Source organism: Neorhizobium fuzhouense, from assembly GCF_042611105.1.
GTDB lineage: Bacteria > Pseudomonadota > Alphaproteobacteria > Rhizobiales > Rhizobiaceae > Neorhizobium > Neorhizobium galegae_A.
The window spans coordinates 130,882-154,459 of the sequence record NZ_JBHFFP010000011.1 but is presented as its reverse complement, the minus strand read 5'-3'; the positions used below and the strand labels follow the sequence as shown (position 1 = coordinate 154,459).

Below are 23,578 nucleotides of genomic sequence, written 5' to 3'. Positions count from 1 at the left end.
CTGTCGCGGCAAAGAATACCGCGGCCCGTTTGAGAGCCGGCGGCCGGATGTCGTGAAGGGATTATCGTGCCGCCATACGGGTCGCGCCAGCCTGTGCCCCCGGAACGCGCCGCACGATTTCCTCGGCGTAGAGCCTTGCGTTCTCGCGGGCCTTGTCGAGATTGCTGATGCGCTCGCCATCCATCGTATGCAGTGTTCCGCCGCAGTCGAAGATGTCGCGATAGGCGGAGCGCTCGATGATCGGGGTGTTCAGCACATCGACATTGCGCTGTGCGAGAAGGCCCTTGACCGCGAGAAGCGCCCGCGTCGTCACCATGGAATTGACGCGGGTCAGCACCACCGAATGGGGCACGTGCATGCCGAGCTTTTCACCGAGATACTGAAGGAGTTCCAGCACATGGGCGCCGCCCTGCGCGTCCATGGCGCAGCCCTGGATGGGGATCAGCACGTGATCGGAAAGGCCGATGGCCTTTGCCAGAAGCGGGCTGCGGGCGCCCGGCAGATCGACCAGCACGTAATCGCTTGCCGCCTGCGCCTCAGCCAGATGGCGGTCGATCGAGGCTTGCGTCACATAGGAGATGACGGACAGGCGGGGAATGGATGGGGAGGCATCGAACCAGCGCGACATCCAGTATTGCGGATCGGCGTCGAGAACGGTGACGCGATAGCCGGCATGGGCAAGTTCTGAGGCCAGCAGCAGCACGGCCGTGGTCTTGCCGGCTCCGCCCTTGGTGTTTGCAAAGGTAATGACGGGCATCGTCGATCCTCAGGGAAAGGTTCGTGAGCCGGCATTGCTCGCAAAGGCACGCGCGTCATGGTGCCCTCGCACTATCCCGCAGCATGGTTAAAAAAGCGAAAAGGCGCGGATGTAAGAGATAGCGCCGGAGCGCTTCGCAGGCGTGCAGAAGGGGCCTTTGAAGGCCCCGTCGTCAGCATCGCCAATGCGGGGGACGCTCTCTTCAGTGGCGCTTGTCGGCGGCCAGGATTTCGCGGGCGATCTGGTCGAGCGGCACGATGCGGTCGACGCCACCGCGGGCGATGGCTTCCTTCGGCATGCCGAACACCACCGAGCTTGCTTCGTCCTGCGCCAGCGTGAAGGCGCCGCCTTCGTGCATTTCCAGCATGCCGCGCGCGCCGTCATCGCCCATGCCGGTCATGATGACACCGACCGCATTGCTGCCGGCCGCGCGGGCGGCCGAGCGAAACAGGACATCGACGGAGGGGCGGTGGCGGCTGACCAGGGGGCCGGCGCGGACGGACACATGATAGCGGGCACCGCGCCGCTCCAGCAGCATATGCTTGTCGCCCGGGGCAATCAGCACATGGCCGCGCAGAACCGGATCCCCGTCTTCGGCTTCCTTGACCTCGACCTCGCACAGGCTGTTCAGCCGCTTGGCAAAGGCTGCGGTAAATTTCTCCGGCATGTGCTGCACGATGATGATGCCGGGGGCGTTTGCCGGAAGCGCTTCCAGCAATTCGCGCAAGGCCTCGGTGCCGCCGGTGGAGGCACCGATGCACACCACCATTTCGGTGGTCTTGGCCATGGCTCCCACCTTCGGCGGCGGCAGGACGGCATCTGCCGTCAATTTCTGCGCCACCGGTTCGGGGCTCCTGAACCGACGCAGCTTGCCGAGCCGCGCCTTGGCGGCGGCCTTGACGGCCGTGCGGATGCGCTCCGCACTTTCGGCCAGATGGTCCGCCGCGCCGATCTTCGGTTTCTGGATGATGTCGATGGCGCCGGCTTCCAGCGCCTGCATCAGCGTTTCGGAGCCTGCTTCCGTCAGCGAGGAACACATGACGACCGGGATCGGGTGCTGCGACATCAGCTTGCGCAGGAAGGTGATGCCGTCCATCTGCGGCATTTCCACATCGAGCGTGATGACGTCCGGCACATCGTCGCGGATACGGCGGGCTGCAGCAAACGGGTCTGTCGCCGTGCCGATGACCTCGATTTCGGGATCTTCCGACAGGACCATGGTGAGCGTCTGCCGGATACTGGCGGAATCATCGACAATCAGGACGCGGATCTTCTTGGCAATCTCGGTGCCCATGGCTCACACCCGTTTGAAGACTGTATTGGCCACCTGCTTGATCGGCAGGCTGAAGCCGGTTGCTGTCTCCGAATGACCGATGAACAGGTAGCCGCCCGGCAAAAGGCAGTCGCATAGCCGGCTCAGGACATGCTGCTGTGTCGGTTTATCGAAGTAGATCAGCACGTTACGGCAGAAGATCACGTGCTGCATGTCCTTGATCGCGTAGGCGTCGTCCATCAGGTTCAGCCGGCCGAAGCCGACGCGCTGGCGAAGCTGCGGGGTGATGCGGACTTCCCCCCGCTTGGGGTCGACAGACTGCATGATGTATTTGCGCCGTGCCTCCCTGGAGACGGGGGCAACGGTTTCTTCCGTATAGATCGCCCGACGCGCCGTGTGCAGCACTTCGGTCGACAGGTCGGTCGCAATGATGCGGAAGTCGATGCCGGGCTTCTGGGCCAGGCAATCGGCCAGCACCATGGCCATCGTATAGGGTTCGGCGCCGGTCGAGCAGGCCGAACTCCATGCCCTGATCAACGGTACACCTTCCTGGACAAGCTCCGGAACGACAGTGCCGGCAAGGTAATCGAAGTGCTTGGGCTCGCGGAAGAAGTCCGTCTTGTTGGTGGTCACCGCATCGATCAGGTAGACCTGCTCTCTTTCGAGGCCGTTCTGATTGAAGAGGTAATCGCAATAGTCATCGAACGTCGCAATGCCGGTCACGCGAAGCCTGCGGCGCAGGCGTCCCTCCAGCATCGTCACCTTGGTCACAGGCATCTTGATGCCGCTGTAATCGTAGATGTATTTGGCCAGTTGTTCGAAGTTCCGCGTGCTCAGGCGGTCGTCGAGCGACTGGCGGGCAAGTTCCGGGGCTGCGGCCACGCTGGTCTCCTGCTCACGCCACCTGCAGGGTGGAGGTCACCCCGGCAAGCGCGTGGCTCTCGTCTGAAAACAGGCGGGCAAGATCAATGATGACGACAAAGCCGCCATTGCGCCGCACGACGCCCGAAATATATTCCGAGCGCCAGCGAATGCCGATATCCGGCGCGGCCTCGATCTGCTCGCGCAGGAAGGGCACGACCTCGTAGACCCGGTCTGCGACGAGGCCGAGCACCAGCACCTTGTTGCCGACGGGCACATCGAGCACCAGGATGCGGGTATGCGGCGTCTTTTCCGTGCGGCTGAGGCCGAGCCTCAGGCGCAGATCGATCACCGGAACGCCCTGTCCGCGCACATCCCGCAGCCCCAGAAGATAATCGGGGCCGTGGGGAATCTTGAACGGTTCCTCGTGGTCCAGGATCTCCCGGACCACTTCGACCGGAACGGCGAAGATTTCCTCGCCGAGGCTGAAAGTAACGAACTGGGCTTCCGATTGTATCGTCATGATGTCACGCGCTTTCCCTGAAATCGGCATCGTCGTCGTCAGGACCACCCATCGACATGTCCAGTGCAAAGCCCTTGGCGCGGGCCTGCTGGGCGGCAACCGACTGGCTGGCGGCCGGGCGCTGCACCGGCCTTGCCTTGGCAGCAGATGGCGCCGGCTTGGCGGATCTTGCCGGGCCGCGCTGCTGTGCGTTGCGGCCGGCATTGGCCTGTTCCACGCGGAAGAAGGCGATGGAGGCCTGCAGTTCCTCGGCCTGGGCGGCAAGTTCTTCGGAGGTCGCCGACATCTGCTCGGAGGCACCGGCATTCTGCTGGGTGACCTTGTCGAGCTGCTGGATCGCCTCGTTGATCTGCGAGGCCCCGATATCCTGCTCGCGGCAGGCCGCGGAGATCTCGGAAATCAGTTCGGCGGTCTTCTGGATGTCGGGAACCAGCCGGCTCAGCATCTCGCCGGCATCGGTTGCCACCTGGACCGTATCGCCCGAGAGGGCGGAGATTTCAGCGGCGGCCGCCTGGCTGCGCTCGGCAAGCTTTCTCACTTCCGAGGCAACGACGGCGAAGCCCTTGCCGTGTTCGCCGGCGCGGGCGGCTTCAACGGCGGCATTCAGCGCCAGAAGGTCGGTCTGGCGGGCGATTTCCTGGACGATGGAGATCTTTTCGGCAATCGTGCGCATGGCGCCGACGGCACGCGACACTGCCTGGCCGGAGGCTTCGGCATCGCGCGAGGACTGGCGGGCGATCTTTTCCGTCTGGGCGGCGTTATCGGCGTTCTGCTTGATGTTGGCGGCCATCTGTTCCATGGCGGCAGAGGCTTCTTCCGCCGCAGACGCCTGTTCGGTGGCCCCCTGCGACAGCTGCTCGGAGCTTGCCGACAGTTCCTGGCTGCCCGACGAGACATTGTCGCCGGCGGCCAGCGCATCACCCACGACGCCGCGCAGACGCGCAACCATGCTTTCCAGCGACTTGCCGAGCGTATCCTTGTCCGACAGCGGCTTGGGCGATACCGTCAGGTTGCCGTTCGAAATCTGGTCGGCAATGTCTGCGGTATTGCGCAGGTTGCCGGTCATGACCCGGACGCTTTCCACGACGTCGCGGATTTCGTCATTGGTCTTGATCTCGATGTTCTGGTTGAGATCGCCGATGGCAACGGCATCCGCAACCGCCTTGATCTTCTTCAGGCCGCTGTTGATGCCAAGCGCGATCCAGAGGGCGACGGCGGCGGACAGAACAAACATCACGGCAAGGCCGGTGATCAGGAGATTGCGCGAGGTGGTGTACTGCTCGTTGGTCGCTTCATCCGTCGTGCGAAGATCGGCAGCGATCGCTTCGTTGACCGCGTTCAACGAGATCAGAACCTCATTGAAGGCCTTGCGACCGTCTCCCATGGAAATCTCGCCCGCCTTGCGGTTGCTTTCGTCCGTGTTCTCGGTCGCAAGCTTGATGACCTGCTCATCAATCTGCTTCCAGGCCGGCAGCTGCCGGTTCATCTGAGCGACCTTCTCGATAACCGCCGGATTGTGGCTCTGCGCCAGCTTCTGCAGGGCCACATCCGCCTTCTGCAGGTTGGTCCGGATCTGTGTGACGAACGTATCGATCTGCTTGGGATCAGTATTGATGATCGCGTTCTTTTCGTCCCGGATCGCGTTCAGGATCGCCGTCGACAGGTCCGAGGAGATCCGCAGATTCGCTGCCGGCCCCTGTACGATGCCGCTGATGGCGGAATTCAGATTGCCGAGATTGATGATGGCGACAATCACCGTCGCACTGGAGAGCAGGATCAGAAAGCCAAAGGCCAAGGCCAGCTTGAGCTTGATGGTGAAACGCATGGTTATGTCCCACAGGAAAGAGAGATTTTACTTCAACTTTCCGCACCAGGAACGATGACATTCACCCTTGTGCGCACCGGTTGACCGGTATGATGCGGCCCCTGCATCGGGCCGCTTGAATTTGCTCAGTTTAGCCGGAATTGTGAAAGCAAGGGTTAAGCCATCTGCCTGAAATCCTGGTCTTCCTCGTCCGGCCCGCCGCCCGACATGTCGAGGACAAAGCCTTTTGCGCGCGAAAGCTGGGCCGAAACTGTCTGCCGTTTCACCGGTGCGGCCTTGCCCGCTGTCCGGGGTGCCGGTGCTGCCACCGCCCGGTGCGCGGTCGGGGCCCGATCGACGCGGAAGAAGGCGATGGAGGCCTGCAGTTCCTCGGCCTGTGCCGCCAGTTCCTCCGACGTGGAGGACATTTCCTCAGACGCGCCGGCATTCTGCTGGATGACCTTGTCGAGCTGCTGGATCGCCTCGTTGATCTGCGAGGCGCCGATATCCTGCTCGCGGCAGGCCGCCGAGATTTCAGACACGAGTTCCGCGGTTTTCTGGATATCGGGCACCAGTCGGTTCAGCATTTCGCCGGCATCGGTTGCCACCTGGACGGTGCTGCCGGAGAGCGAGGAGATTTCGGCGGCGGCCGCCTGGCTGCGCTCGGCAAGCTTTCTCACTTCCGAGGCAACGACGGCAAAGCCCTTGCCGTGTTCCCCGGCGCGGGCCGCTTCAACGGCGGCATTCAGCGCCAGAAGGTCGGTCTGGCGGGCGATTTCCTGCACGATGGAGATCTTTTCGGCAATCGTGCGCATGGCGCCGACGGCGCGGGAGACCGCCTGGCCGGAGGCTTCGGCGTCGCGCGAGGACTGGCGGGCGATCTTTTCGGTCTGGGCGGCGTTATCGGCGTTCTGCTTGATGTTGGCGGCCATCTCCTCCATCGAGGCGGAGGCCTGTTCGGCGGCTGCCGCCTGTTCGGTAGATCCCTGCGACAGCTGCTCGGCACCGGCCGAAAGCTCCTGGCTGCCCGACGAGACATTGTCGGAGGCCGACAATGCGTCGCCGACGACACCGCGCAGACGCTGAACCATGGATTCCAGCGCCGTGCCGAGAACGTCGTCCTTGGACTGACGACGGGCTTCGACCGTCAGGTCACCGGCGGAAATGCTCTCGGCCAGGTTTGCCGTCACGCCGAGATAGGCCACCATGTCCTGCATGGCATGGCCGAGCGTGTCCTTGTCGGAGAGCGGCGTGACCGACACCTTGATGTCGCCGAGCGCCACGCGGCTGGCAACCCCTGCCGTCTGGCGCAGATTGGCTGCCATGCGATTGACCGTGTCGACCACGTCCTTGATTTCGTCATTGCCGGAAACCCGGATCTCCTGGTCGAGGTCGCCCAGGGCAACAGCACTCGTTGCCTCCTGCAGGGACCGCAGGCCGCGGCCGATACCGCGCAGGATGAGGACGGCGCAAATGAGGCCGGAGAGCAAGGCGACGGCAAGGGCAATGCCGACCACGATCTGGGTCGTGGCGCGCGTTGCAACCGCATGGGCTTCCGCCTCCTGCATCTGGCTGCGATTGTTGGCAAGGCGTCCGTCGATCAGAGCCTCGACCTTGTCCATCAGGGCGTCATTGGGGCCCTTGGCGAGCTTGAGGGCGCCTGCCGAATCGCCGGCCCTGACCAGCGCCCGGATCTGCTCGTCGATGCGCGCGCCATCGCGCAGAAGGAGGATGATATCGGCATAGGCTTTCTTGCCGGCCTCCGTTTCTGCGGCATCCACGGCCCATTCGGCAGACTTCACAAGCTGCTCGTGCAAGTCGTCGGCCGTGCGAATCAGCTGGGCTGCGTCCTCGGCGTTGTGCGCCTCGATCAGTTCCAGCTGGGCCCGGCCGAGCTTCAGCTGCAGGCTGACCATGGTCATGGCGTTGGACTGACGCGCCACGGGGCCGGCCAGTGTATGATGGAGGGTCTCGCCGGCATCATCGATAGCATAGAGTCCATAGGCACCCATGGCCGCCATCAGCGACAACAGGAGGGCAAATGCAGCCGTGAGCTTGGTCTTGATGGTCATCCGCATGACAGCGTTTCCTCATGAAGTCTGTGGCCGCTCAAAACCCCGGGCAACATCCGGAGGTTTCGGCGGTAGTCCTCTCTGCCAGAGCGCCTTCAGGCGCTCTGGCGAAAATCGTGGTCGTCGTCGTCCGGGCCACCCATCGACATATCCAGCGCAAAGCCCTTCACGCGGGCCTGCTGGGCCGCAACCGATTGCTGGCTCTGGCGCTTCTGCTGTGGTTGAGCGCGATGGGTGGGGGTAGCCCGCTGCGGGGCCGCCGGGCGGGCGGCGGCCTTGTGGCCGTTTTCCACGCGGAAGAAGGCGATGGAGGCCTGCAGTTCCTCGGCCTGGGCGGCAAGCTCTTCGGATGTCGCCGACATCTGCTCGGAGGCGCCGGCATTCTGTTGGGTCACCTTGTCGAGCTGCTGGATCGCCTCGTTGATCTGCGAGGCCCCGATATCCTGCTCGCGGCAGGCGGCGGAGATCTCGGAGATCAGTTCTGCCGTCTTCTGGATGTCGGGAACCAGCCGGCTCAGCATCTCGCCGGCATCGGTTGCCACCTGGACCGTATCGCCCGAGAGGGCGGAGATTTCGGCCGCCGCCGCCTGGCTGCGCTCGGCAAGCTTTCGCACCTCCGAGGCAACGACGGCAAAGCCCTTGCCATGCTCGCCGGCGCGGGCCGCTTCAACGGCGGCATTCAGCGCCAGAAGGTCCGTCTGGCGGGCGATTTCCTGCACGATGGAGATCTTTTCGGCAATCGTGCGCATGGCGCCGACAGCACGAGACACTGCCTGGCCCGAGGCTTCGGCATCGCGCGAGGACTGGCGGGCGATCTTTTCTGTCTGGGCGGCATTATCGGCGTTCTGCTTGATGTTGGCGGCCATCTGCTCCATCGAAGCGGAGGCTTCCTCAGCGGCTGATGCCTGTTCCGTCGCACCCTGCGACAGCTGCTCGGAGCTTGCCGACAGTTCCTGGCTGCCCGACGAGACGTTGTCGGAGGCCGAAAGCGCATCGCCGACGACGCCGCGCAGGCGCTCGATCATGGTGTTGACATAGCCGAGCAGGTCACCGATTTCGTCCCTTGTGGTGATGGTGACAAGCTTGGTCAGATCGCCTTCCGCAACACTCTGCACGGCGTTCGTTGCGTTGCGCAGGCCGCGGTTGATCGACACGGCGATCCAGAGCGCTGCGCCAACGGCCACCAGAAGGGCAAAGCCGGCAACCGACAGCATGATCATGCGGGTCTGGAGATAATCTTCGTAGGCGCCCTGCTTGGAGTCATGCAGACGCTTGGTTTCCAGCGTCACCACGTCCTCGAGGACCTTGTCGATCTCGCCGGCGGTGGCGCGATTTTCCGTCGTGGAGATCTTGAGGGCGGCCGGCTGGTCGCCGCCCATAAGCAGGCTGCGGATCTGGTCGTCCTGGCGGCGGTAATCGGCGGTGAGGCCCTGCAGCTTGCTCCAGATCGCGCGGCCCTCCTGAGTGGCCTTGGCCTGAACCTCATTGAATTCGCGATCGAATTCGGCGCGTGCCTGGTCAAGCTTGCTGGTATAGTCGCGCGCGGCCGATGCATTGGTGGCCAGCAGCATGTTCTTCTGCTGGCGGATCTGTTCCAGCTGAAGATTGCTGAGGTCCTGTGCAAGCTTCAGCCGGGCAGCCGGGCCTTCCACCACGTTTTCCAGCTCATCGTTGAGGCTTCCGAGGCTGTAGACGCCGAGGCCGGCGACCGCCAGCAGAAGAAGGATGACGAAGCCGAAGGCCACGGTGAGCTTTAACTTGATGGAAGCGCGCATGATGAAATCTCCTGTGCCGGCCTAGGCTTGCAGCGGTTGGTTGGGCATTCGCTCTTGCTGAGCCGAAAAAATGGTATGCAGGTTGGGAATGATGATGAATTCGCCGCCGCGCCGCACCAGGCAGTCGATGAAATCCGGCCGCCAGCGCATGCCGACGCTCGGCGGTGGCTCGCCAGCCGCCTTCATCAGGGTCGTGACTTCGTTGACCTTGTCGGTGCGGATGCCGGTCAGCGTCGGTTCGTCATCGATATCCAGCTCGATCACGATGATGCGGCTGTCGATTGTCGGCTTGGTGGCCTCCATGCCGAAGGCCAGCCGGATATCGGCGAGCGGAATGACCTTGCCGCGAAAATTGATGACGCTGCCGACGAAGGGCTTTGCTCCGGGCACGGTGGTTTCCGGCAGGAGATCGAGGATTTCCTGAACCTTGACGGCCTCAAGCGCGAACATTTCGCCGGCGATGTCGAAGGTCAGGACCTCCACCTCTTCGCGGCCGTTCCAAAGGTCCTCGGCTAAGTTTCTCTGTGCTTGGCTCATCCTGCAGCGCGCAACTGCGCCTCCTGTTGCTGGCCTGCGGCGACCAGATGGCCGACGTCGAGAATAAGGGCGACGCCACCGTCGCCAAGGATCGTGGCGCCCGAGAAGGTCGCCACGTCATGGTGCAGCTTCGACATGCCCTTGATGACGGTCTGGTGGTCGCCGATGATCTGGTCGACGACGAGGCCCACCCGCTCGGCGCCGGTGGAAATGACGACGACTTTCTGGAAGGGGTCCGGCTTGGTCCCGGTGCGGAAGAGATCACGCAGGCGGATGAAGGGAACCAGGCTGTCGCGCAGCGAGATGAAGGAGCGACCGCGCGAGCGCATGTCCTCATCGAGCGACAGTTCCAGGCACTCTTCCACCGCCGAGAGCGGGATGACGTAGCGGCCATTGCCAACGCGCACCAGAAGACCGTCGATGATGGCAAGCGTGAGCGGGATGGCGAGCGAGATGTTGGAGCCTTCGCCGTTCTGGCTGGCGACATTGATCGTGCCGCGCAGCGCGTCGATCGTGCGTTTCACCACGTCCATGCCGACACCGCGGCCCGACAGGTTCGTCACCTGCTGGGCAGTGGAGAAACCCGGCTGGAAGATCAGCTGCAAAAGCTCCTGGTCGCTGAGGGTGGCGTTGGAAGCAATGAGGCCGGAGGCTTCCGCCTTGGCGCGCACCCGTTCGCGGTTGATGCCGCGCCCGTCGTCGCGAATGGTGATGATCACTTCGCCGGCCTGCTGGCGGGCGGTGAGATAGATGCGGCCGGCGGCCGGCTTGCCGGCGGCAATTCGTTCTTCCGGCGTTTCCAGCCCGTGGTCGCAGGAATTGCGCACCAGGTGCACCAGCGGATCGGCCAGGCGTTCGACCACGCTCTTATCGACTTCGGTGGTTTCGCCTTCGGTGATCAGCTCGATCTTCTTGCCGGTTTCGATGGCGAGATCATGCACGAGGCGGCGGAAACGGCTGAAGAGATGCGCAACCGGCACCATGCGCAGCACCATCATCGTGTCGCGCAACTCGCCCGACAGGCGCTCGACATCTTCCGAGACGGCGCGCAGCTGCAGGTCGGCGCTGGAATTGGCCAGCTGGCTGAGGCGCGACTGGGCAATCACCAGTTCACCGACGCGGTCCATCAGCTCGTCGAGGCGCTCGGCGGGCACGCGGACGTTTTCAGCCGATTTCGCCTGCTTGGTTTCGTTCTGGCGCGTTTCGGCCGGGACCGGTGCAGTTGCCGGTGCTGGTGAAGGTGCCGGTGCGGGGGCAGATGCGAGGGCCGGTGCCGGCGTGGGCGCTGCGACAACGGGTGCGGGGGCCGCGGACGATACGGGAGCCGCGACCACGGGCACTGCCGCCGACGCCGCAGCCGGGTTTGGCGAGAGCGCCGCGATGTCCAGCTGCATTTCATCCATCACGAAGATGAACACGTCCTCGATAGCCGAGCGGGGCTGGTCGGTCAGCAGTTCCACGTCCCAGCGGACATGCAGATCGCTTGCAACGATGAGGTCGAGGGAAGGGATGTCGGATTTGTCGGCGCGAATGCGGCAGGCGCCGAGTTCGGCAAGCTCGTCGAGAAGGCCGAGCGGATTGGTGCCATTGGCCATGGCATTGGCCGGAAGGCTGAAGCGGATGCGGTAGCCTACGTCCTGCGGCTTGGCGGGTGCGGCCGCCGCAGGCGTCTGCGAGGGGTCGGCAGCGGCGGCCACGGCGGCGCGAAGACCGGCCAGCAGGACCTCGCTTGCCGCTTCGTGATCGCCGTTCGGCGTTTCAATGAGCGCACGCATGTGGTCGGTGGCACCGAGAACGGCGGTCACCAGATCATGGGTTGCCGGCACGATGCCCTTGCGCACCTGGTCAAAGGCAGTTTCGCAATGATGGGTAAACGCGGCAAGGGCCTCGAAGCCGAACATGGCGCCGGAGCCCTTCAACGTGTGCAGGCCGCGGAACACCGCGTCCACTTGTTCCTTGTCGGCCAGGTCGTGGTTCAGATCCAGTAGACCGGTCTCTATCTGCTCAAGCAGCTCGGCCGCCTCGGTTCTGAAAACGGCTATCGGATCTGGGAAACTCATCGGCCAAGGACCTTTCTGACAATCTTTACCAGGCTTTCCGGATCGAAAGGCTTGGTCAGCCAGCCGGTGGCGCCGGCGGCCTTGGCCTGCTGCTTGATGGCGGCATCGGATTCGGTGGTGAGGAAAATGACGGGAACGCCCATATGGGCCGGCAGCTTGCGCAGCTCGCGGATCATCGTCAGTCCGTCCATGCCCGGCATGTTGAGGTCGGTGACGATCAGATCGTATTGTCCGCCCTTCAGCTTGGCGATGCCGTCATTGCCGTCCACCGCTTCGGTCACCTGGTAACCGGCGTTGGAGAGGGCCACGCGCGTGGTAAGACGGATACTGGCGGAATCATCCACGGTGAGGATGCTGGCAGTCATTGAATTTCCCCTTGATGTAACCAGAAACCGGCATCGTCCGCGGACATGTCCTCGGCAAATCCGGCCCTTTGCAAAAGCGAAAGGAGCCGTCCCTCGACGGGGCTTTCCAGGGCGAGCCGCTTGCCGGCAGTGCCGGCATAGATGCGCGCCGACTCGACCAGCTGCAGGAAGCTCAGATCTGCCTGCACATCGGCCGGCACCTGAACGATGACGGTGTCTTGGTCTTGAATGGCTTGCAGTAAATCGTCCCGCACGGACGCGATGTTTCTGATCGTCAGCGTGTCGGGAAGGGTGATCGTAAAGGAGGCAGACGGGGTGGAAAGCATCAAGGCTCCTCCAATTTGTATAAAGCGCGACGCATTGCTCTCGAAAGCTCCTCCCGGCCGATTAACGAACCCCTAATTCCCAGGTATGAGTTATGATGTGGAAGGAATCATCATGGGTTCCCGCGTGCGGGCACTCAGGAAAATTAACCACTCGCCCCGAAAGTGAACCTCGGTTTTTTGCCTGTTAACGTTGAGGCATCACAACAGGTTACGCGTCGCAATACAGGCGGCTCATCGGCTGCCTGACGCAGGTTCCATGGACTGCGGTGCGTGCAATTCTTCGGTGATGATTTAAGGGTGTAATGGCATTGTCAGCAGCGGCGAAACAGCTCTCGATCCTTGGCAGCAACAGCGTCCGGCATACCGTTGATCGCATGGAAGACGCGCGCTCGCGTATCGAGCAGCGCTTCCTGGACGGCGGCGGCGTGCTTTTGTCCGTTCTCGACATCCTCAACAAGATGATCGCCTCCCTCGATAATCTCACCGGATCGCTGGACGAGGGAACGGCGAAAGCCACCATGGGCGAGCTTAACACGACGGTCGCGGCGCTGTCGCAGTTGACGGCTGCCGAAGGAGAGCGCCAGGTCCGCTTTCGGGAAATCTCCTCCACCGAGCGCGTTCTGCGCCCCCATGTCAGCAGCATGCAGGAAACGCTGCGCTACCTGCGCACTTTTGCCGTGACCGCCAAGATCACCGGCGCCGGCATCGACGATTTCGCCGGCTTTGCCGAAGAGATCCTTCAGCGCATCCAGGAGGGTGCCCAGCAGGTCAACAATTTTTCCGACAAGCTGCGCGATCTCGGCGAAGGCCTTGCGCCCGTCATCGTCAAGGGTGACGCCATTCTCTTGCGCTATGGCCAGACGGTGCCGAAAATCGTGGCCAGCCTTTCCACCGGCGTCGACCAGATCCGCGATCAGCGCCGGCATCTGGCCGAGCGGGCTGACAAGGTTCGTATCATCGCGCGCGGTATCCAGAACAAGCTTGCCTCCACTTTGTCTGCCATGCAGATCGGCGATATCACCCGCCAGCGTGTCGAACACTGCCAGACGAGCTTCGAGATCCTGGAGGACTATCTCGCAACGCCGCAGGCGGCGTCGCTCACGGGCGAGGATCGCGAGCGTCTCTCTGCGATCATCCGCCAGCTTGTGTCGTTGCAGCTGGACCAGACGCGCGGTGATTTCGACCGCGACACCAGGAAGATCGTCGAGACGATCGAAAGCTTTCGCGAGGATCTTCTGGAGATTACCCAGATCCAGCAGTTGATGATGGGCGAGGGCGACGGCCAGTCGACCCATGCATTGCGTGAACTGGAGCAGGGCGTTTCGGAAGCCCGCGAGGCGGTGGCGGAAATCGATTTGGTGGCGCAGGCCGCCTCCAATCTCAGCCGCACCACGGTCGGCACGGTCCGCGACCTCCTGGACGGGATCAGCCTGGTCCAGGTGGTGCGCGGCGACATTCACTACATGGCGCTCAACACAAACCTGCGCTGCGGCAAGATCGGCGAAGCGGGCAAGGCGATTAATGTCGTCACCGCCGAACTGCGCGTCTTTGCCGGCCATCTCGACGAGGCGGCGGAAAAGATCCTCGCGGAGCTGCACGTCCTCGAAAACGCGGCACAACAGCTGCTGAACGATCCACAGGCACTATCGGATGAAGAGCATCTCGATGTCCGGCTGGAACGGGCGCTTGCCCGCATCCGCGCCGTCGGCGACAGCATGGATGCGGATCTGAAGGTCATGGCCGAGGAAGGCCGCGCCGGCGTCAATGCCATGAATGCGTCGCTCAAGCGTCTGGACTTCCATGCCGAACTCGGCGCCATCCTCAGCGCTTGCGCCGACGATATCGCCGTCGATCCACGCCAGGATCTGTCGGCAGCGGGTCTTGACGAGGCGCTTGCAGCCATCGGGCCTCAGATCGCGCAGATCTACACGATGGCGAGCGAACGGGAACTGCATGCCCATGTGCTGGGCACCGAGCTTGCGCCGGAGGAGCCCGTCACGCCACTCAGCGACGAAGACCTCGAGGACGCGCTTTTCTAGCGTGTCCCGCTTCGCCAACAGGCCCGCTATGTCCTGATCCTGCCTCGGGCCGATATCCTCAAAATGCCGTGCGGCGATCAGTCGTCCACGTGGTCGTGGCCGCCGTTGCGGCCCGGCCGCCAGTATCCTTCGGACGCAATCTGCGCGCGGGAAAGCCCGCGTTCGATCAGGTGGTGCCGCTGGGCGCGCACATTGCTGGTCTCGCCGATGATCAGCGCCTGGCCGTGGCCGTCCGGCAGCGCGAAGGCCTTGATGCGGTCCAGCATGACGGTGCTTGGGCCCGCTGGAATATCCCCGCGATAAATCCATTCCAGCACGGCCTGGCCCGAGGTCACCACCGGTTGCCGCCAGCTTTCGTCCTGAACCTCGATGAAGGCGAAGGCACGCGCGTTTGCGGGCATGGTTTCCAGAATGTGCAGAATGCCCGGAATGCAGGTTTCGTCACCGGTCATCAGATGCCAGTCGGCCTTGTCGTTGAACACGATGCGACCCCGCGGTCCCTTCACCTCCACCGTGTCGCCGGCCTTGGCCGAGCGGGCAAAGCGCGGGCCGACGGTATCGCCATGCATCACGAAATCCACCGCGATCGTGCCGGTTGCCCGGTCGAGCGCGCGAATGGTGTAATGACGGCGGCCGGTTTCACCGTTGCCCAGCGGCAGGAAGAAGACGATGTCCTGGCCCGGCCTGTAGGTGAAGTCCTCGATCCGTTCCGGCGCCAGAAGCACGCGGCGCATGTGGGGCGACAGATCGAAGGCATCCATGACGGTAAGCGTCCAGGCAGGCAGGTTCGGACGCTGGCGGGGCGGCTCGGTGGTGGGGGACACGGGCTGGTCCATGCGGAAATCCTTTCAACGCGCGTTGCGGCATCAGCCGCAGTGTGTGTCGCAGGGATAGCGCCTTATACCTTCAAATTAAAGTCATGTTTTGGTGTCCGAGCGAGGGACGGGCGCTCACGCCTGATTGGCAAACGGCAGCGCAATGCCATAGGCGACGGCAAAGCGGCGAAATGCCTCCTGCGTTGCCGGATCGAGCGGTATCCCGTCCCGCTCGCGCGCCTCGGCCACCTGCCATTCACGGTCGCCGGGCGCCATCACATGCGTTTCGGCACCCGCATCGGCGCGGACAGGCGACTGGCGAAGGCTCTTCAGGTAATGCGTCATGCCGGCGTCAAAGGTCGCCTGGTCGAGGAAGGCGGAAGGTTTGAGCGCCAGCACGAAGGCGCCAAGCCCGCGCGGTGTCGACAGATCCGGCCCGCCCATCGGCAGGATGTCGAAGCTGAGTTTCATGCCGGAGAGCACGGCACTCAGGATCTCGACGAGACCGGCAAGGGCTGCTCCCTTGAAGCCGAAGGCCCCACCCAGCGGCGCCAGCATGTCGGCCTTGCGCGGCTCGATCGTGTCATGGCCTTGCGCATCCGAGGCAACCCCGTCAGGGAGCGAGACCCCAAGGCTCTCGTAAAGCTTTACCCGGTTATAGGGGATGGCGCTGGTCGCCATGTCGAGAAGCCACGGTTCTGTTCCTGCCACCGGCACGCCAAAGGCAATCGGATTGGTGCCGTGAAAGCGCATGGCGCCATCATGCAGGCGCACGAAACTGTCGGAATTGCAGACGGTAAGCCCGATGAAGCCGCGCTCGGCGGCCTCGAGCGCATAGGCTCCCGCTGCCCCGAAATGCGAACTGTTGCGGATGGAGACGGCACCGATGCCAAAGCGGTCTGCAAGCGCGGTTGCCTTGTCCATGGCGTGATAGGTGGCGCGCGCGCCATGGGCATTGTCGGCATCAAGGACGGCAACGGCCCCGCCTTCGCCGGAAAAGCGCATGTCGGGGCAGCCGTTGACGCGGCCATGTTCGATCACGGTGACATAATGGTCCAGAAGCCGGATGCCGTGGCTGTCGACGCCAAGACGCGAGGCATGCAGCATGGCGCGGGTGGCCGCCTCGGCGGTTTCTGCGTCGGCGCCTGCAGCGCTGAGGACGGCGCGGCTATAGTCTGCCATCGCCTCCAGTGGCGCAAGGATCACGGCGGCGGATTGGGGCTTGGTCATGATGTGTCTCCTCCCTGAAACAGGACAGGCCCCGAAGGGCCTGTCGTTACTCTTATTGCTGCAGTGTGCGTCAAACGTGGCTGCTGCTCAACTCCGTATGCCCGTCGCGTTCCCGTTCGCGGCGGTTGTAGCGGATGGAGGACCAGAGCGAGAGGCCGATCAGCCCCGCCCCGCCAAGGCCGGTAATGACTTCCGGAATGTGGAACAGCGTCTGGATATACATGATGACCGACAGGATCAGGATGGCATAGAAGGCGCCGTGCTCCAGATAGCGGTATTCGGCAAGCGTGCCCTTCTCCACCAGCATGATGGTCATCGAGCGCACATACATGGCGCCGATGCCAAGGCCGATGGCGATGATGAAGAGGTTCTGCGTCAGCGCAAAGGCGCCGATCACGCCGTCGAAGGAGAAGCTCGCATCGAGCACTTCCAGATAGATGAAGGCGCCGAGACCACCCTTGGCCGCTTCGCTCATGGTTTTTTGCGAGGCATCCAGCACGCCGCCCAGCACTTCCACGAGAAGGAAGGTCAGGAGGCCGTAGACCGCCGCATGCACGAAGGTCGAGGCGTCTGCTTCCGGCAGAAGCTGCGAAAACAGCATGATCAGCAGAAGCACGAAGGCAATTTCGATGCCCTTGATGGAGGAAAAGCGCGCGACACGGCTTTCCAGCACCTCGATCCAGTGGACGTCCTTCTCATGATTGAAGAAGAAGGTGAGGCCGACCATCATCAGGAAGGTGCCGCCGAAGGCTGCGATCGGCAGATGCGCATCGTTCATGATGCGGGCATATTCTTCCGGCTTGGCGGCTGCCAGAATGATCGCATCGATCGGGCCGATGCCGGCGGCGATGACGACGATCAACAGCGGGAAGACGATGCGCATGCCGAAGACGGCAATCAGGATGCCCCAGGTGAGGAACCGCTGCTGCCAGACCGGCGTCATGTCCTTCAGCTTGTTGGCGTTGACGATGGCATTGTCGAAGGACAGCGAGATTTCCAGCACGGCAAGGACCGCACAGATGAAAAACACGGTCAGCATGCCGCTGATCGTGCCGCTCGACTGCCAGCCGAGAATGCCGCCAAGGATAAGGCCGATGACGGTGACGATGAAGGCCCAGCGGAAATAACCGAGGGTGGAGCTTTGGGATGTGGGCTGGCTCATCTGCGCACCTCTGCCTTGAGAGCTTGCGGAAAAGCAAAACGCGGATGCGCGCAGTGAGCGGCATCCGGCATTCGGATACTAATCGATTTCATGGGGTTCAATCCGCCGGCTTGCTTGCAGGCGGTACCGACATCGCGAGAGCGCCGTAAAACTCTCGCCAGAGGGGCCCGGCACCAGTGTTCCGTCCCCAGGCAGTCTGCGCGTGGGGAGACAGACCTAGAAGTGGTCAAATCCCGCCAAACGTCAAGAGCCTAATCATCGCGCTCAAGGGGCTTCTCCGCAGTCCGGCAGTGCTCGCACTTGCCGCCTTGCCTTGACCTTTTGGCATTCGCAAGGCATGGAGCACGCCTGCCCGCGCCATTTCACCGCGTTTCTGCTAGGATGCGCGTGATGAAACGGCCCGAAGGAAAGAAAAACAACCATGAGTAAACCTACATCTTCCGCCCCGTCGCAGCGGATGCTGCGCGTTGGCGAGCAGGTCCGCGCTGCCATCACGCAGGTTCTCCAGCGTGGCGAAGTGCGCGACGACCTCATCGAGAAGACGGTGATCTCGATTTCGGAAGTGCGCATGTCGACGGACCTGAAGCTGGCGACGGCCTATGTGACGCCGCTCGGCGTCGCCGATCATGAAAAGATCATCGACGCCCTCAACCGCCATGCCAAGTTCATCCGCGGGCGCATCGGCGGCCAGTTGCGCCAGATGAAATACATGCCGGAAGTGCGCTTCCGCGATGATACCAGCTTCGACAACTACAAGAAGATTGATGCCCTTTTGCGCTCGCCCGAAGTCAGCCGTGACCTCGACCACGATGCCGGCACCGACGAACAAGAATAGAGACCCATGTCCAAACCGCGCAAACCCAAGGGCCGGCCGATTTCCGGCTGGCTGATCCTCGACAAGCCGGTGGATTTCGGCTCGACCGAAGCCGTCGGCAAGATCAAGTGGCTGTTCAACGCCCAGAAGGCCGGTCACGCCGGCACGCTCGATCCGCTCGCGTCCGGCATGCTGCCGATTGCGCTGGGCGATGCGACCAAGACCGTGCCCTACGTCATGGACGGCCGCAAGATCTACGAATTCACCGTGACCTGGGGCGAAGAGCGTTCGACCGACGACCTGGAGGGCGAGGTCACGCAGTCTTCCGACAACCGGCCTTCCGAGGAAGACATCCGCGCCATCCTGCCGAATTATACCGGCACGATCAGCCAGATCCCGCCGCAGTTTTCCGCCATCAAGATTGCCGGCGAGCGCGCCTATGATCTGGCGCGCGACGGCGAAGTGGTGGACATTCCGGCCCGCGAGGTGGAAATCTTCCGCCTGACGCTGCTGAAGGCGGAGGCGGACCGCGCCTTCTTCGAGGTGGAATGCGGCAAGGGCACCTATGTGCGGTCGCTGGCACGCGATTTCGGACGCGATCTCGGCTGCTATGCGCATATTTCCGAGCTTCGCCGCTCCTATGTGGCGCCCTTTGCCGAAGACACCATGGTGCCGCTTGCCGATCTCATCGCGCTTGAAGCCATCGAGGATCGCGACGAACGGCTGGCCGCCCTCGACGCTTTCCTCGTCGATACCAGCGAGGCCTTGTCGGCCCTGCCGCAGATCCGCATCACCGACGACCAGGCCCACCGCCTGCGCATGGGCAACCCGATCATTCTGCGCGGGCGCGATGCGCCGGTGGCCGAACCGGAGGCGGTGGCGCTTGCCGGCGGCAAGCTGATCGCCATTGGCGAGATCGGCGAAGGCGAGTTCCGGCCGAAGCGCGTCTTCGGCTGAGAAGCCCTCAATTACATGCCTCTTCCCAAGGCGGGCCGAATGGTTTATAGGCACCGCCAGCATTGAGATGCGTCATTTTCGCTCTCTTGCCTTCATGGCCAAGGCTGGACGACATCCCGGCCTATGGCGACCCCTTCCATCCTCACATCGAAAGGATTTACGATGTCGATCACTGCAGAGCGCAAGGCCGCCCTCATCAAGGAATACGCAACCAAGGAAGGCGACACCGGTTCGCCGGAAGTTCAGGTCGCGATCCTGACCGAGCGTATCACCAACCTGACGGAACACTTCAAGGGTCACAAGAAGGACAACCACTCGCGTCGTGGCCTTCTGACCATGGTTTCGACCCGCCGCTCGCTTCTCGACTACGTCAAGAAGCAGGACGAGGCTCGTTACACCAACCTGATCACCCGTCTCGGCATCCGCCGCTAAAACAGATTTCCGGCGGGCCGTCGAACAGACGGTCCGCCGGTTTCCGATCCGGGCCCGATGTGCCCGGCAAGGCATGAACCGTTCGATACCGGACGGCACTGGCGGGCCGGATGGCCGGGCCGCCGAACGTAACCGATGACCTGTCATGGGGCAGGATTGCCGGATGCTTTCGCTGACGTTCCCAATGCGGGCGCCGGCGGGCAATGCCTTTGATGCCTTAACTGGCGAGGTATTGCCAAGCGCTGCGGAACAGCCGCAACGCCTCTGAAAGCCTCCCGTTGTCTTGCCCGTGATCGTGTCGCATTGCGCAAAGGCCGCGCGACGCCTGGGGATCCGCCTGGATGCCGATGCCGCGCCGCCGCGCTACGAAGGACATAGCATGTTCAATACACACACTGTCGAAATCGAGTGGGCAGGACGCCCGCTGAAGCTGGAAACCGGCAAGATCGCCCGTCAGGCCGACGGCGCGGTTCTCGCCACCTACGGCGAAACCGTCGTTCTCGCCACCGTTGTGTCGGCCAAGTCGCCGAAGCCGGGCCAGGACTTCTTCCCGCTCACCGTCAACTACCAGGAAAAGACCTACGCCGCCGGCAAGATCCCGGGTGGCTATTTCAAGCGCGAAGGTCGTCCGTCGGAAAATGAAACGCTGGTTTCACGCCTGATCGACCGCCCGATCCGCCCGCTCTTCCCGGAAGGCTACAAGAACGACACGCAGGTTGTCGTCACGGTTATCCAGCATGACCTGGAAAACAACCCGGACATCCTGTCCATGGTTGCCACCTCGGCTGCGCTGACGCTGTCGGGCGTTCCTTTCATGGGCCCGGTCGGTGGTGCGCGCGTTGGCTATATCAACGGCGAATATGTTCTGAACCCGCATCTCGACGAGATGGACGAATCGGTTCTCGATCTCGTCGTTGCCGGCACGCAGGACGCCGTCCTGATGGTGGAATCGGAAGCCAAGGAACTGAACGAAGACGTCATGCTCGGTGCCGTCATGTTCGGCCACAAGGGTTTCCAGCCGGTCATCGACGCGATCATCAAGCTCGCTGAAGTTGCCGCCAAGGAGCCGCGCGAATTCGAACCGGAAGATCATTCCGCTCTCGAAGCCGAAATGCTCTCGATTGCCGAAACCGAGCTGCGCGCCGCCTACAAGATCACCCAGAAGGCTGATCGTTACGCTGCCGTCGACGCCGTCAAGGCCAAGGTGAAGGCTCACTTCTTCCCCGAAGGCGTAGAGCCGAAGTACACAGCCGAAGTCATCGGCGCCGTCTTCAAGCATCTGCAGGCCAAGATCGTTCGCTGGAACATTCTTGATACCAAGAGCCGCATCGACGGCCGCGATCTCGAAACGGTTCGCGCCATCGTGTCGGAAGTCGGCATCCTGCCGCGCACCCACGGTTCGGCGCTCTTCACCCGCGGCGAAACGCAGGCGATCGTTGTTGCCACGCTCGGCACCGGCGAAGACGAGCAGTATGTCGACAGCCTCACCGGCATGTACAAGGAACGCTTCCTTCTGCATTACAACTTCCCGCCCTACTCGGTCGGTGAAACCGGTCGCATGGGCTCCCCGGGCCGTCGCGAAATCGGTCACGGCAAGCTCGCATGGCGCGCGATCCGTCCGATGCTGCCGTCGCCGGAACAGTTCCCCTACACGCTGCGCGTCGTCTCCGAGATCACCGAGTCCAACGGCTCGTCCTCGATGGCAACCGTCTGCGGCACGTCTCTCGCTCTGATGGACGCCGGCGTTCCGCTGGCAAAGCCGGTGGCCGGTATCGCCATGGGCCTCATCCTTGAAGGCGACCGCTTTGCGGTTCTCTCCGACATCCTCGGTGACGAAGACCACCTCGGCGACATGGACTTCAAGGTTGCAGGTACCGCCGACGGCATCACCTCGCTGCAGATGGACATCAAGATCGCCGGTATCACCGAAGAGATCATGAAGGTGGCTCTCGCCCAGGCACAGGGCGGCCGCAAGCACATCCTCGGCGAAATGGCGAACGCCATCAGCGAAGGTCGCTCGCAGCTCGGCGAATTTGCACCGCGCATCGAAGTGATGAACATCCCGGTCGACAAGATCCGCGAAGTCATCGGTTCGGGCGGCAAGGTCATCCGTGAAATCGTCGAAAAGACCGGCGCCAAGATCAACATCGAAGACGACGGCACGATCAAGATCGCCTCTTCCTCCGGCAAGGAGATCGAAGCGGCCCGCAAGTGGATCCACTCGATCGTGGCCGAGCCGGAAATCGGTGCCATCTACGAAGGCACGGTTGTGAAGACCGCCGATTTCGGCGCCTTCGTCAACTTCTTCGGCGCCCGTGACGGTCTCGTGCACATCTCGCAGCTGGCGGCCGATCGCGTTGCCAAGACCCAGGACGTGGTCAAGGAAGGCCAGAAGGTTTGGGTCAAGCTGATGGGCTTTGACGAGCGCGGCAAGGTTCGCCTGTCCATGAAGGTTGTCGACCAGACGACCGGGCAGGAAATCGCCGCCGACAAGAAGAAGGAAGGCGAAGCCGCCGAATAAGGCGCTCGCATCCGGATGACTTCTGGGGCGCGGAAAATGTTTCCGCGCCCTTTTCCTATTCGGGCCTTCTGGTCCACTTCGGGCCGTTGCAGCACTCGTATGGTCAGCAGCACAGCCCCAACCCTTAGAGATCGAGCGTTTGTCGGCCAGGCTCTGGCGCACGCTCCACAGATCGGAAACTCTTCATGATCCGCGACGCCGTGAAAACGCTGTTCCATCCTTTCGCCATCGGCACGCTGCCCATGCCCGGCGAAGGCTCCCGCATCCTGTTTCTGGCCGCCGAGAGCGGCCCGCGCCTGCCGGAAGGCTTTGGCGCCACGATCACCAATGTGCAGCCGCTGCGGCCGCTCTATCGCCCGCTGTCGGTCGCTGGCGCCCATATCGTGCCGGAGCCGGAAGGCGAGGACTATGACGGCGCGCTGGTGCTTTGCGGCAAGCACCGCGGCGAGAACGACAACAACATGGCCGAGGCGCTGTCTCGCGTGAAGCCGGGCGGCATCATCACCGTTGCCGGTTCCAAGGAGGACGGCATCCAGCCGCTGCGCAAGCAACTGCTCAACCTGGGCTTTGCCATCGAATCCATGCCGAAATATCACGGTGTCGTCGTCTGGTTCCAGCGCCCGGACGATGTCGATGCAGCCCTTGCGTCCCTTCGCCGTCCGGTTTCGATCATCGATGCCCGCTTCGAAGCACTGCCGGGCACGTTTTCGCATGAGCATGCCGATGCCGGCTCGGAGCTTCTGGCAAGCCGCCTGCCGCGCGATTTCGATGGCAATGCCGCCGATCTCGGCGCCGGTTGGGGCTATCTCTCGGTGATGCTGGCGGATGCTTCGCCGCGGGTAAACCGCATCGACCTGTTCGAGGCCGATCACCGCGCGCTGGAATGCGCCCGCAAGAACCTTGCCCGCAATTGCCCGCAGCTTTCGACGCGCTTTTTCTGGCAGGATCTGACGGCCGAGCCGATCAAGGAAAAATACGATCTCGTCATCATGAACCCGCCCTTCCATGAAGGCCATGCGGCCAATCCGGAAATCGGCCAGAGCTTCATCAAGGCGGCGTCCTCTGCGCTTCGCATCGGCGGTCGCCTGCTGATGGTCGCCAATCGCGGGCTGCCTTACGAGCCGGTCCTGGCGGCGGAGTTCAAGGAAAGCGGCGAAGTGTGCCGCAATGCCCGCTTCAAGGTGCTGCAGGCGAAGAAGTGACGCTTCGCAGCTTCCATGAAGACCAAGAGAAAAGGCCTCCGGATCGACGATCC

Annotated in this window: 20 protein-coding genes; 6 read left to right on the top strand and 14 right to left on the bottom strand. The window is 62.9% G+C overall.

Annotated elements, in window-relative coordinates; genetic code table 11:
- Positions 1-61: 61 nt before the first annotated feature.
- The 11 genes from ACEXP3_RS18935 to ACEXP3_RS18885 all read right to left on the bottom strand — a co-directional run bounded on the left by ACEXP3_RS18935 (position 62) and on the right by ACEXP3_RS18885 (position 12,353).
- Positions 62-757, bottom strand: coding sequence for a ParA family protein (locus ACEXP3_RS18935; RefSeq protein ID WP_377298623.1), 696 nt, complete (start codon positions 755-757; stop codon positions 62-64).
- Between the two features lie 202 nt (positions 758-959).
- Complete coding sequence (locus tag ACEXP3_RS18930; protein WP_210104169.1) at positions 960-2,039, bottom strand: protein-glutamate methylesterase/protein-glutamine glutaminase; 1,080 nt, start codon at positions 2,037-2,039, stop codon at positions 960-962.
- A gap of 15 nt (positions 2,040-2,054) precedes the next feature.
- On the bottom strand, positions 2,055-2,912 hold the full coding sequence (locus ACEXP3_RS18925) for a CheR family methyltransferase (RefSeq protein WP_377298622.1): 858 nt from the start codon (positions 2,910-2,912) through the stop codon (positions 2,055-2,057).
- Between the two features lie 13 nt (positions 2,913-2,925).
- Positions 2,926-3,414, bottom strand: coding sequence for a chemotaxis protein CheW (locus ACEXP3_RS18920; RefSeq protein ID WP_377298621.1), 489 nt, complete (start codon positions 3,412-3,414; stop codon positions 2,926-2,928).
- 4 nt (positions 3,415-3,418) lie between these two features.
- Complete coding sequence (locus ACEXP3_RS18915; protein WP_377298620.1) at positions 3,419-5,239, bottom strand: methyl-accepting chemotaxis protein; 1,821 nt, start codon at positions 5,237-5,239, stop codon at positions 3,419-3,421.
- Between the two features lie 155 nt (positions 5,240-5,394).
- A complete protein-coding gene (locus ACEXP3_RS18910) occupies positions 5,395-7,296 on the bottom strand; it encodes a methyl-accepting chemotaxis protein (RefSeq protein ID WP_377298619.1) in 1,902 nt (633 codons plus the stop codon).
- A gap of 89 nt (positions 7,297-7,385) precedes the next feature.
- On the bottom strand, positions 7,386-9,065 hold the full coding sequence (locus tag ACEXP3_RS18905) for a methyl-accepting chemotaxis protein (protein WP_210104001.1): 1,680 nt from the start codon (positions 9,063-9,065) through the stop codon (positions 7,386-7,388).
- 21 nt (positions 9,066-9,086) lie between these two features.
- Entirely contained in the window at positions 9,087-9,602 is a 516-nt protein-coding gene (locus ACEXP3_RS18900) for a chemotaxis protein CheW (RefSeq protein WP_210104000.1), read from the bottom strand.
- The gene (locus ACEXP3_RS18895) at positions 9,599-11,662 is read right to left on the bottom strand and encodes a chemotaxis protein CheA (protein ID WP_377298618.1); all 2,064 of its coding nucleotides are present in this window, start codon (positions 11,660-11,662) and stop codon (positions 9,599-9,601) included. Before ACEXP3_RS18895 ends, ACEXP3_RS18900 begins: the two co-directional genes overlap by 4 nt.
- Positions 11,659-12,027: a response regulator gene (locus ACEXP3_RS18890; protein WP_210103998.1), complete on the bottom strand. Its 369-nt coding sequence runs from the start codon at positions 12,025-12,027 to the stop codon at positions 11,659-11,661. Before ACEXP3_RS18890 ends, ACEXP3_RS18895 begins: the two co-directional genes overlap by 4 nt.
- The gene (locus tag ACEXP3_RS18885) at positions 12,024-12,353 is read right to left on the bottom strand and encodes an STAS domain-containing protein (protein WP_377298617.1); all 330 of its coding nucleotides are present in this window, start codon (positions 12,351-12,353) and stop codon (positions 12,024-12,026) included. The genes ACEXP3_RS18890 and ACEXP3_RS18885 overlap by 4 nt, the downstream gene beginning before the upstream one ends.
- Before the next feature lie 302 nt (positions 12,354-12,655).
- Between ACEXP3_RS18885 and ACEXP3_RS18880 the strand changes: the two genes are divergently transcribed.
- The gene (locus tag ACEXP3_RS18880; RefSeq protein WP_377298616.1) at positions 12,656-14,392 is read left to right on the top strand and encodes a chemotaxis protein; all 1,737 of its coding nucleotides are present in this window, start codon (positions 12,656-12,658) and stop codon (positions 14,390-14,392) included.
- Positions 14,393-14,469: 77 nt separating this feature from the next.
- On the opposite strand, the gene ACEXP3_RS18875 is transcribed toward ACEXP3_RS18880, so the two are convergent.
- From ACEXP3_RS18875 to ACEXP3_RS18865, 3 genes are all read right to left on the bottom strand, one after another.
- Positions 14,470-15,228 carry a siderophore-interacting protein gene (locus ACEXP3_RS18875; RefSeq protein ID WP_377298615.1) on the bottom strand — a complete coding sequence of 253 codons (759 nt, stop codon included), beginning with the start codon at positions 15,226-15,228 and terminating at the stop codon, positions 14,470-14,472.
- Positions 15,229-15,342: 114 nt separating this feature from the next.
- Complete coding sequence (locus ACEXP3_RS18870) at positions 15,343-16,437, bottom strand: Ldh family oxidoreductase (RefSeq protein ID WP_377298614.1); 1,095 nt, start codon at positions 16,435-16,437, stop codon at positions 15,343-15,345.
- Positions 16,438-16,507: 70 nt separating this feature from the next.
- Positions 16,508-17,599 carry a DUF475 domain-containing protein gene (locus ACEXP3_RS18865; RefSeq protein ID WP_377298613.1) on the bottom strand — a complete coding sequence of 364 codons (1,092 nt, stop codon included), beginning with the start codon at positions 17,597-17,599 and terminating at the stop codon, positions 16,508-16,510.
- A gap of 421 nt (positions 17,600-18,020) precedes the next feature.
- Between ACEXP3_RS18865 and rbfA the strand changes: the two genes are divergently transcribed.
- From rbfA to ACEXP3_RS18840, 5 genes are all read left to right on the top strand, one after another.
- The gene (gene rbfA, locus ACEXP3_RS18860; RefSeq protein WP_210103992.1) at positions 18,021-18,434 is read left to right on the top strand and encodes a 30S ribosome-binding factor RbfA; all 414 of its coding nucleotides are present in this window, start codon (positions 18,021-18,023) and stop codon (positions 18,432-18,434) included.
- A 6-nt stretch (positions 18,435-18,440) separates the two neighbouring features.
- Positions 18,441-19,370, top strand: coding sequence for a tRNA pseudouridine(55) synthase TruB (truB, locus tag ACEXP3_RS18855; protein ID WP_377298612.1), 930 nt, complete (start codon positions 18,441-18,443; stop codon positions 19,368-19,370).
- A gap of 162 nt (positions 19,371-19,532) precedes the next feature.
- A complete protein-coding gene (rpsO, locus tag ACEXP3_RS18850) occupies positions 19,533-19,802 on the top strand; it encodes a 30S ribosomal protein S15 (RefSeq protein WP_210103990.1) in 270 nt (89 codons plus the stop codon).
- 379 nt (positions 19,803-20,181) lie between these two features.
- A complete protein-coding gene (pnp, locus tag ACEXP3_RS18845) occupies positions 20,182-22,323 on the top strand; it encodes a polyribonucleotide nucleotidyltransferase (protein WP_377298611.1) in 2,142 nt (713 codons plus the stop codon).
- 185 nt (positions 22,324-22,508) lie between these two features.
- Positions 22,509-23,525: a class I SAM-dependent methyltransferase gene (locus tag ACEXP3_RS18840; RefSeq protein ID WP_377298610.1), complete on the top strand. Its 1,017-nt coding sequence runs from the start codon at positions 22,509-22,511 to the stop codon at positions 23,523-23,525.
- Positions 23,526-23,578 lie beyond the last annotated feature (53 nt).

Bases quoted from the DNA above. Each gene is read 5' to 3' on its own strand.
- ACEXP3_RS18935 (WP_377298623.1), bottom strand. From the start codon at position 757: ATGCCCGTCATTACCTTTGCAAACACCAAGGGCGGAGCCGGCAAGACC.
- ACEXP3_RS18920 (WP_377298621.1), bottom strand. From the start codon at position 3,414: ATGACGATACAATCGGAAGCCCAGTTCGTTACTTTCAGCCTCGGCGAG.
- ACEXP3_RS18915 (WP_377298620.1), bottom strand. From the start codon at position 5,239: ATGCGTTTCACCATCAAGCTCAAGCTGGCCTTGGCCTTTGGCTTTCTG.
- ACEXP3_RS18910 (WP_377298619.1), bottom strand. From the start codon at position 7,296: ATGCGGATGACCATCAAGACCAAGCTCACGGCTGCATTTGCCCTCCTG.
- ACEXP3_RS18905 (WP_210104001.1), bottom strand. From the start codon at position 9,065: ATGCGCGCTTCCATCAAGTTAAAGCTCACCGTGGCCTTCGGCTTCGTC.
- ACEXP3_RS18900 (WP_210104000.1), bottom strand. From the start codon at position 9,602: ATGAGCCAAGCACAGAGAAACTTAGCCGAGGACCTTTGGAACGGCCGC.
- ACEXP3_RS18895 (WP_377298618.1), bottom strand. From the start codon at position 11,662: ATGAGTTTCCCAGATCCGATAGCCGTTTTCAGAACCGAGGCGGCCGAG.
- ACEXP3_RS18890 (WP_210103998.1), bottom strand. From the start codon at position 12,027: ATGACTGCCAGCATCCTCACCGTGGATGATTCCGCCAGTATCCGTCTT.
- ACEXP3_RS18885 (WP_377298617.1), bottom strand. From the start codon at position 12,353: ATGCTTTCCACCCCGTCTGCCTCCTTTACGATCACCCTTCCCGACACG.
- ACEXP3_RS18880 (WP_377298616.1), top strand. From the start codon at position 12,656: ATGGCATTGTCAGCAGCGGCGAAACAGCTCTCGATCCTTGGCAGCAAC.
- ACEXP3_RS18875 (WP_377298615.1), bottom strand. From the start codon at position 15,228: ATGGACCAGCCCGTGTCCCCCACCACCGAGCCGCCCCGCCAGCGTCCG.
- ACEXP3_RS18870 (WP_377298614.1), bottom strand. From the start codon at position 16,437: ATGACCAAGCCCCAATCCGCCGCCGTGATCCTTGCGCCACTGGAGGCG.
- ACEXP3_RS18865 (WP_377298613.1), bottom strand. From the start codon at position 17,599: ATGAGCCAGCCCACATCCCAAAGCTCCACCCTCGGTTATTTCCGCTGG.
- rbfA (WP_210103992.1), top strand. From the start codon at position 18,021: ATGAGTAAACCTACATCTTCCGCCCCGTCGCAGCGGATGCTGCGCGTT.
- truB (WP_377298612.1), top strand. From the start codon at position 18,441: ATGTCCAAACCGCGCAAACCCAAGGGCCGGCCGATTTCCGGCTGGCTG.
- rpsO (WP_210103990.1), top strand. From the start codon at position 19,533: ATGTCGATCACTGCAGAGCGCAAGGCCGCCCTCATCAAGGAATACGCA.
- pnp (WP_377298611.1), top strand. From the start codon at position 20,182: ATGTTCAATACACACACTGTCGAAATCGAGTGGGCAGGACGCCCGCTG.
- ACEXP3_RS18840 (WP_377298610.1), top strand. From the start codon at position 22,509: ATGATCCGCGACGCCGTGAAAACGCTGTTCCATCCTTTCGCCATCGGC.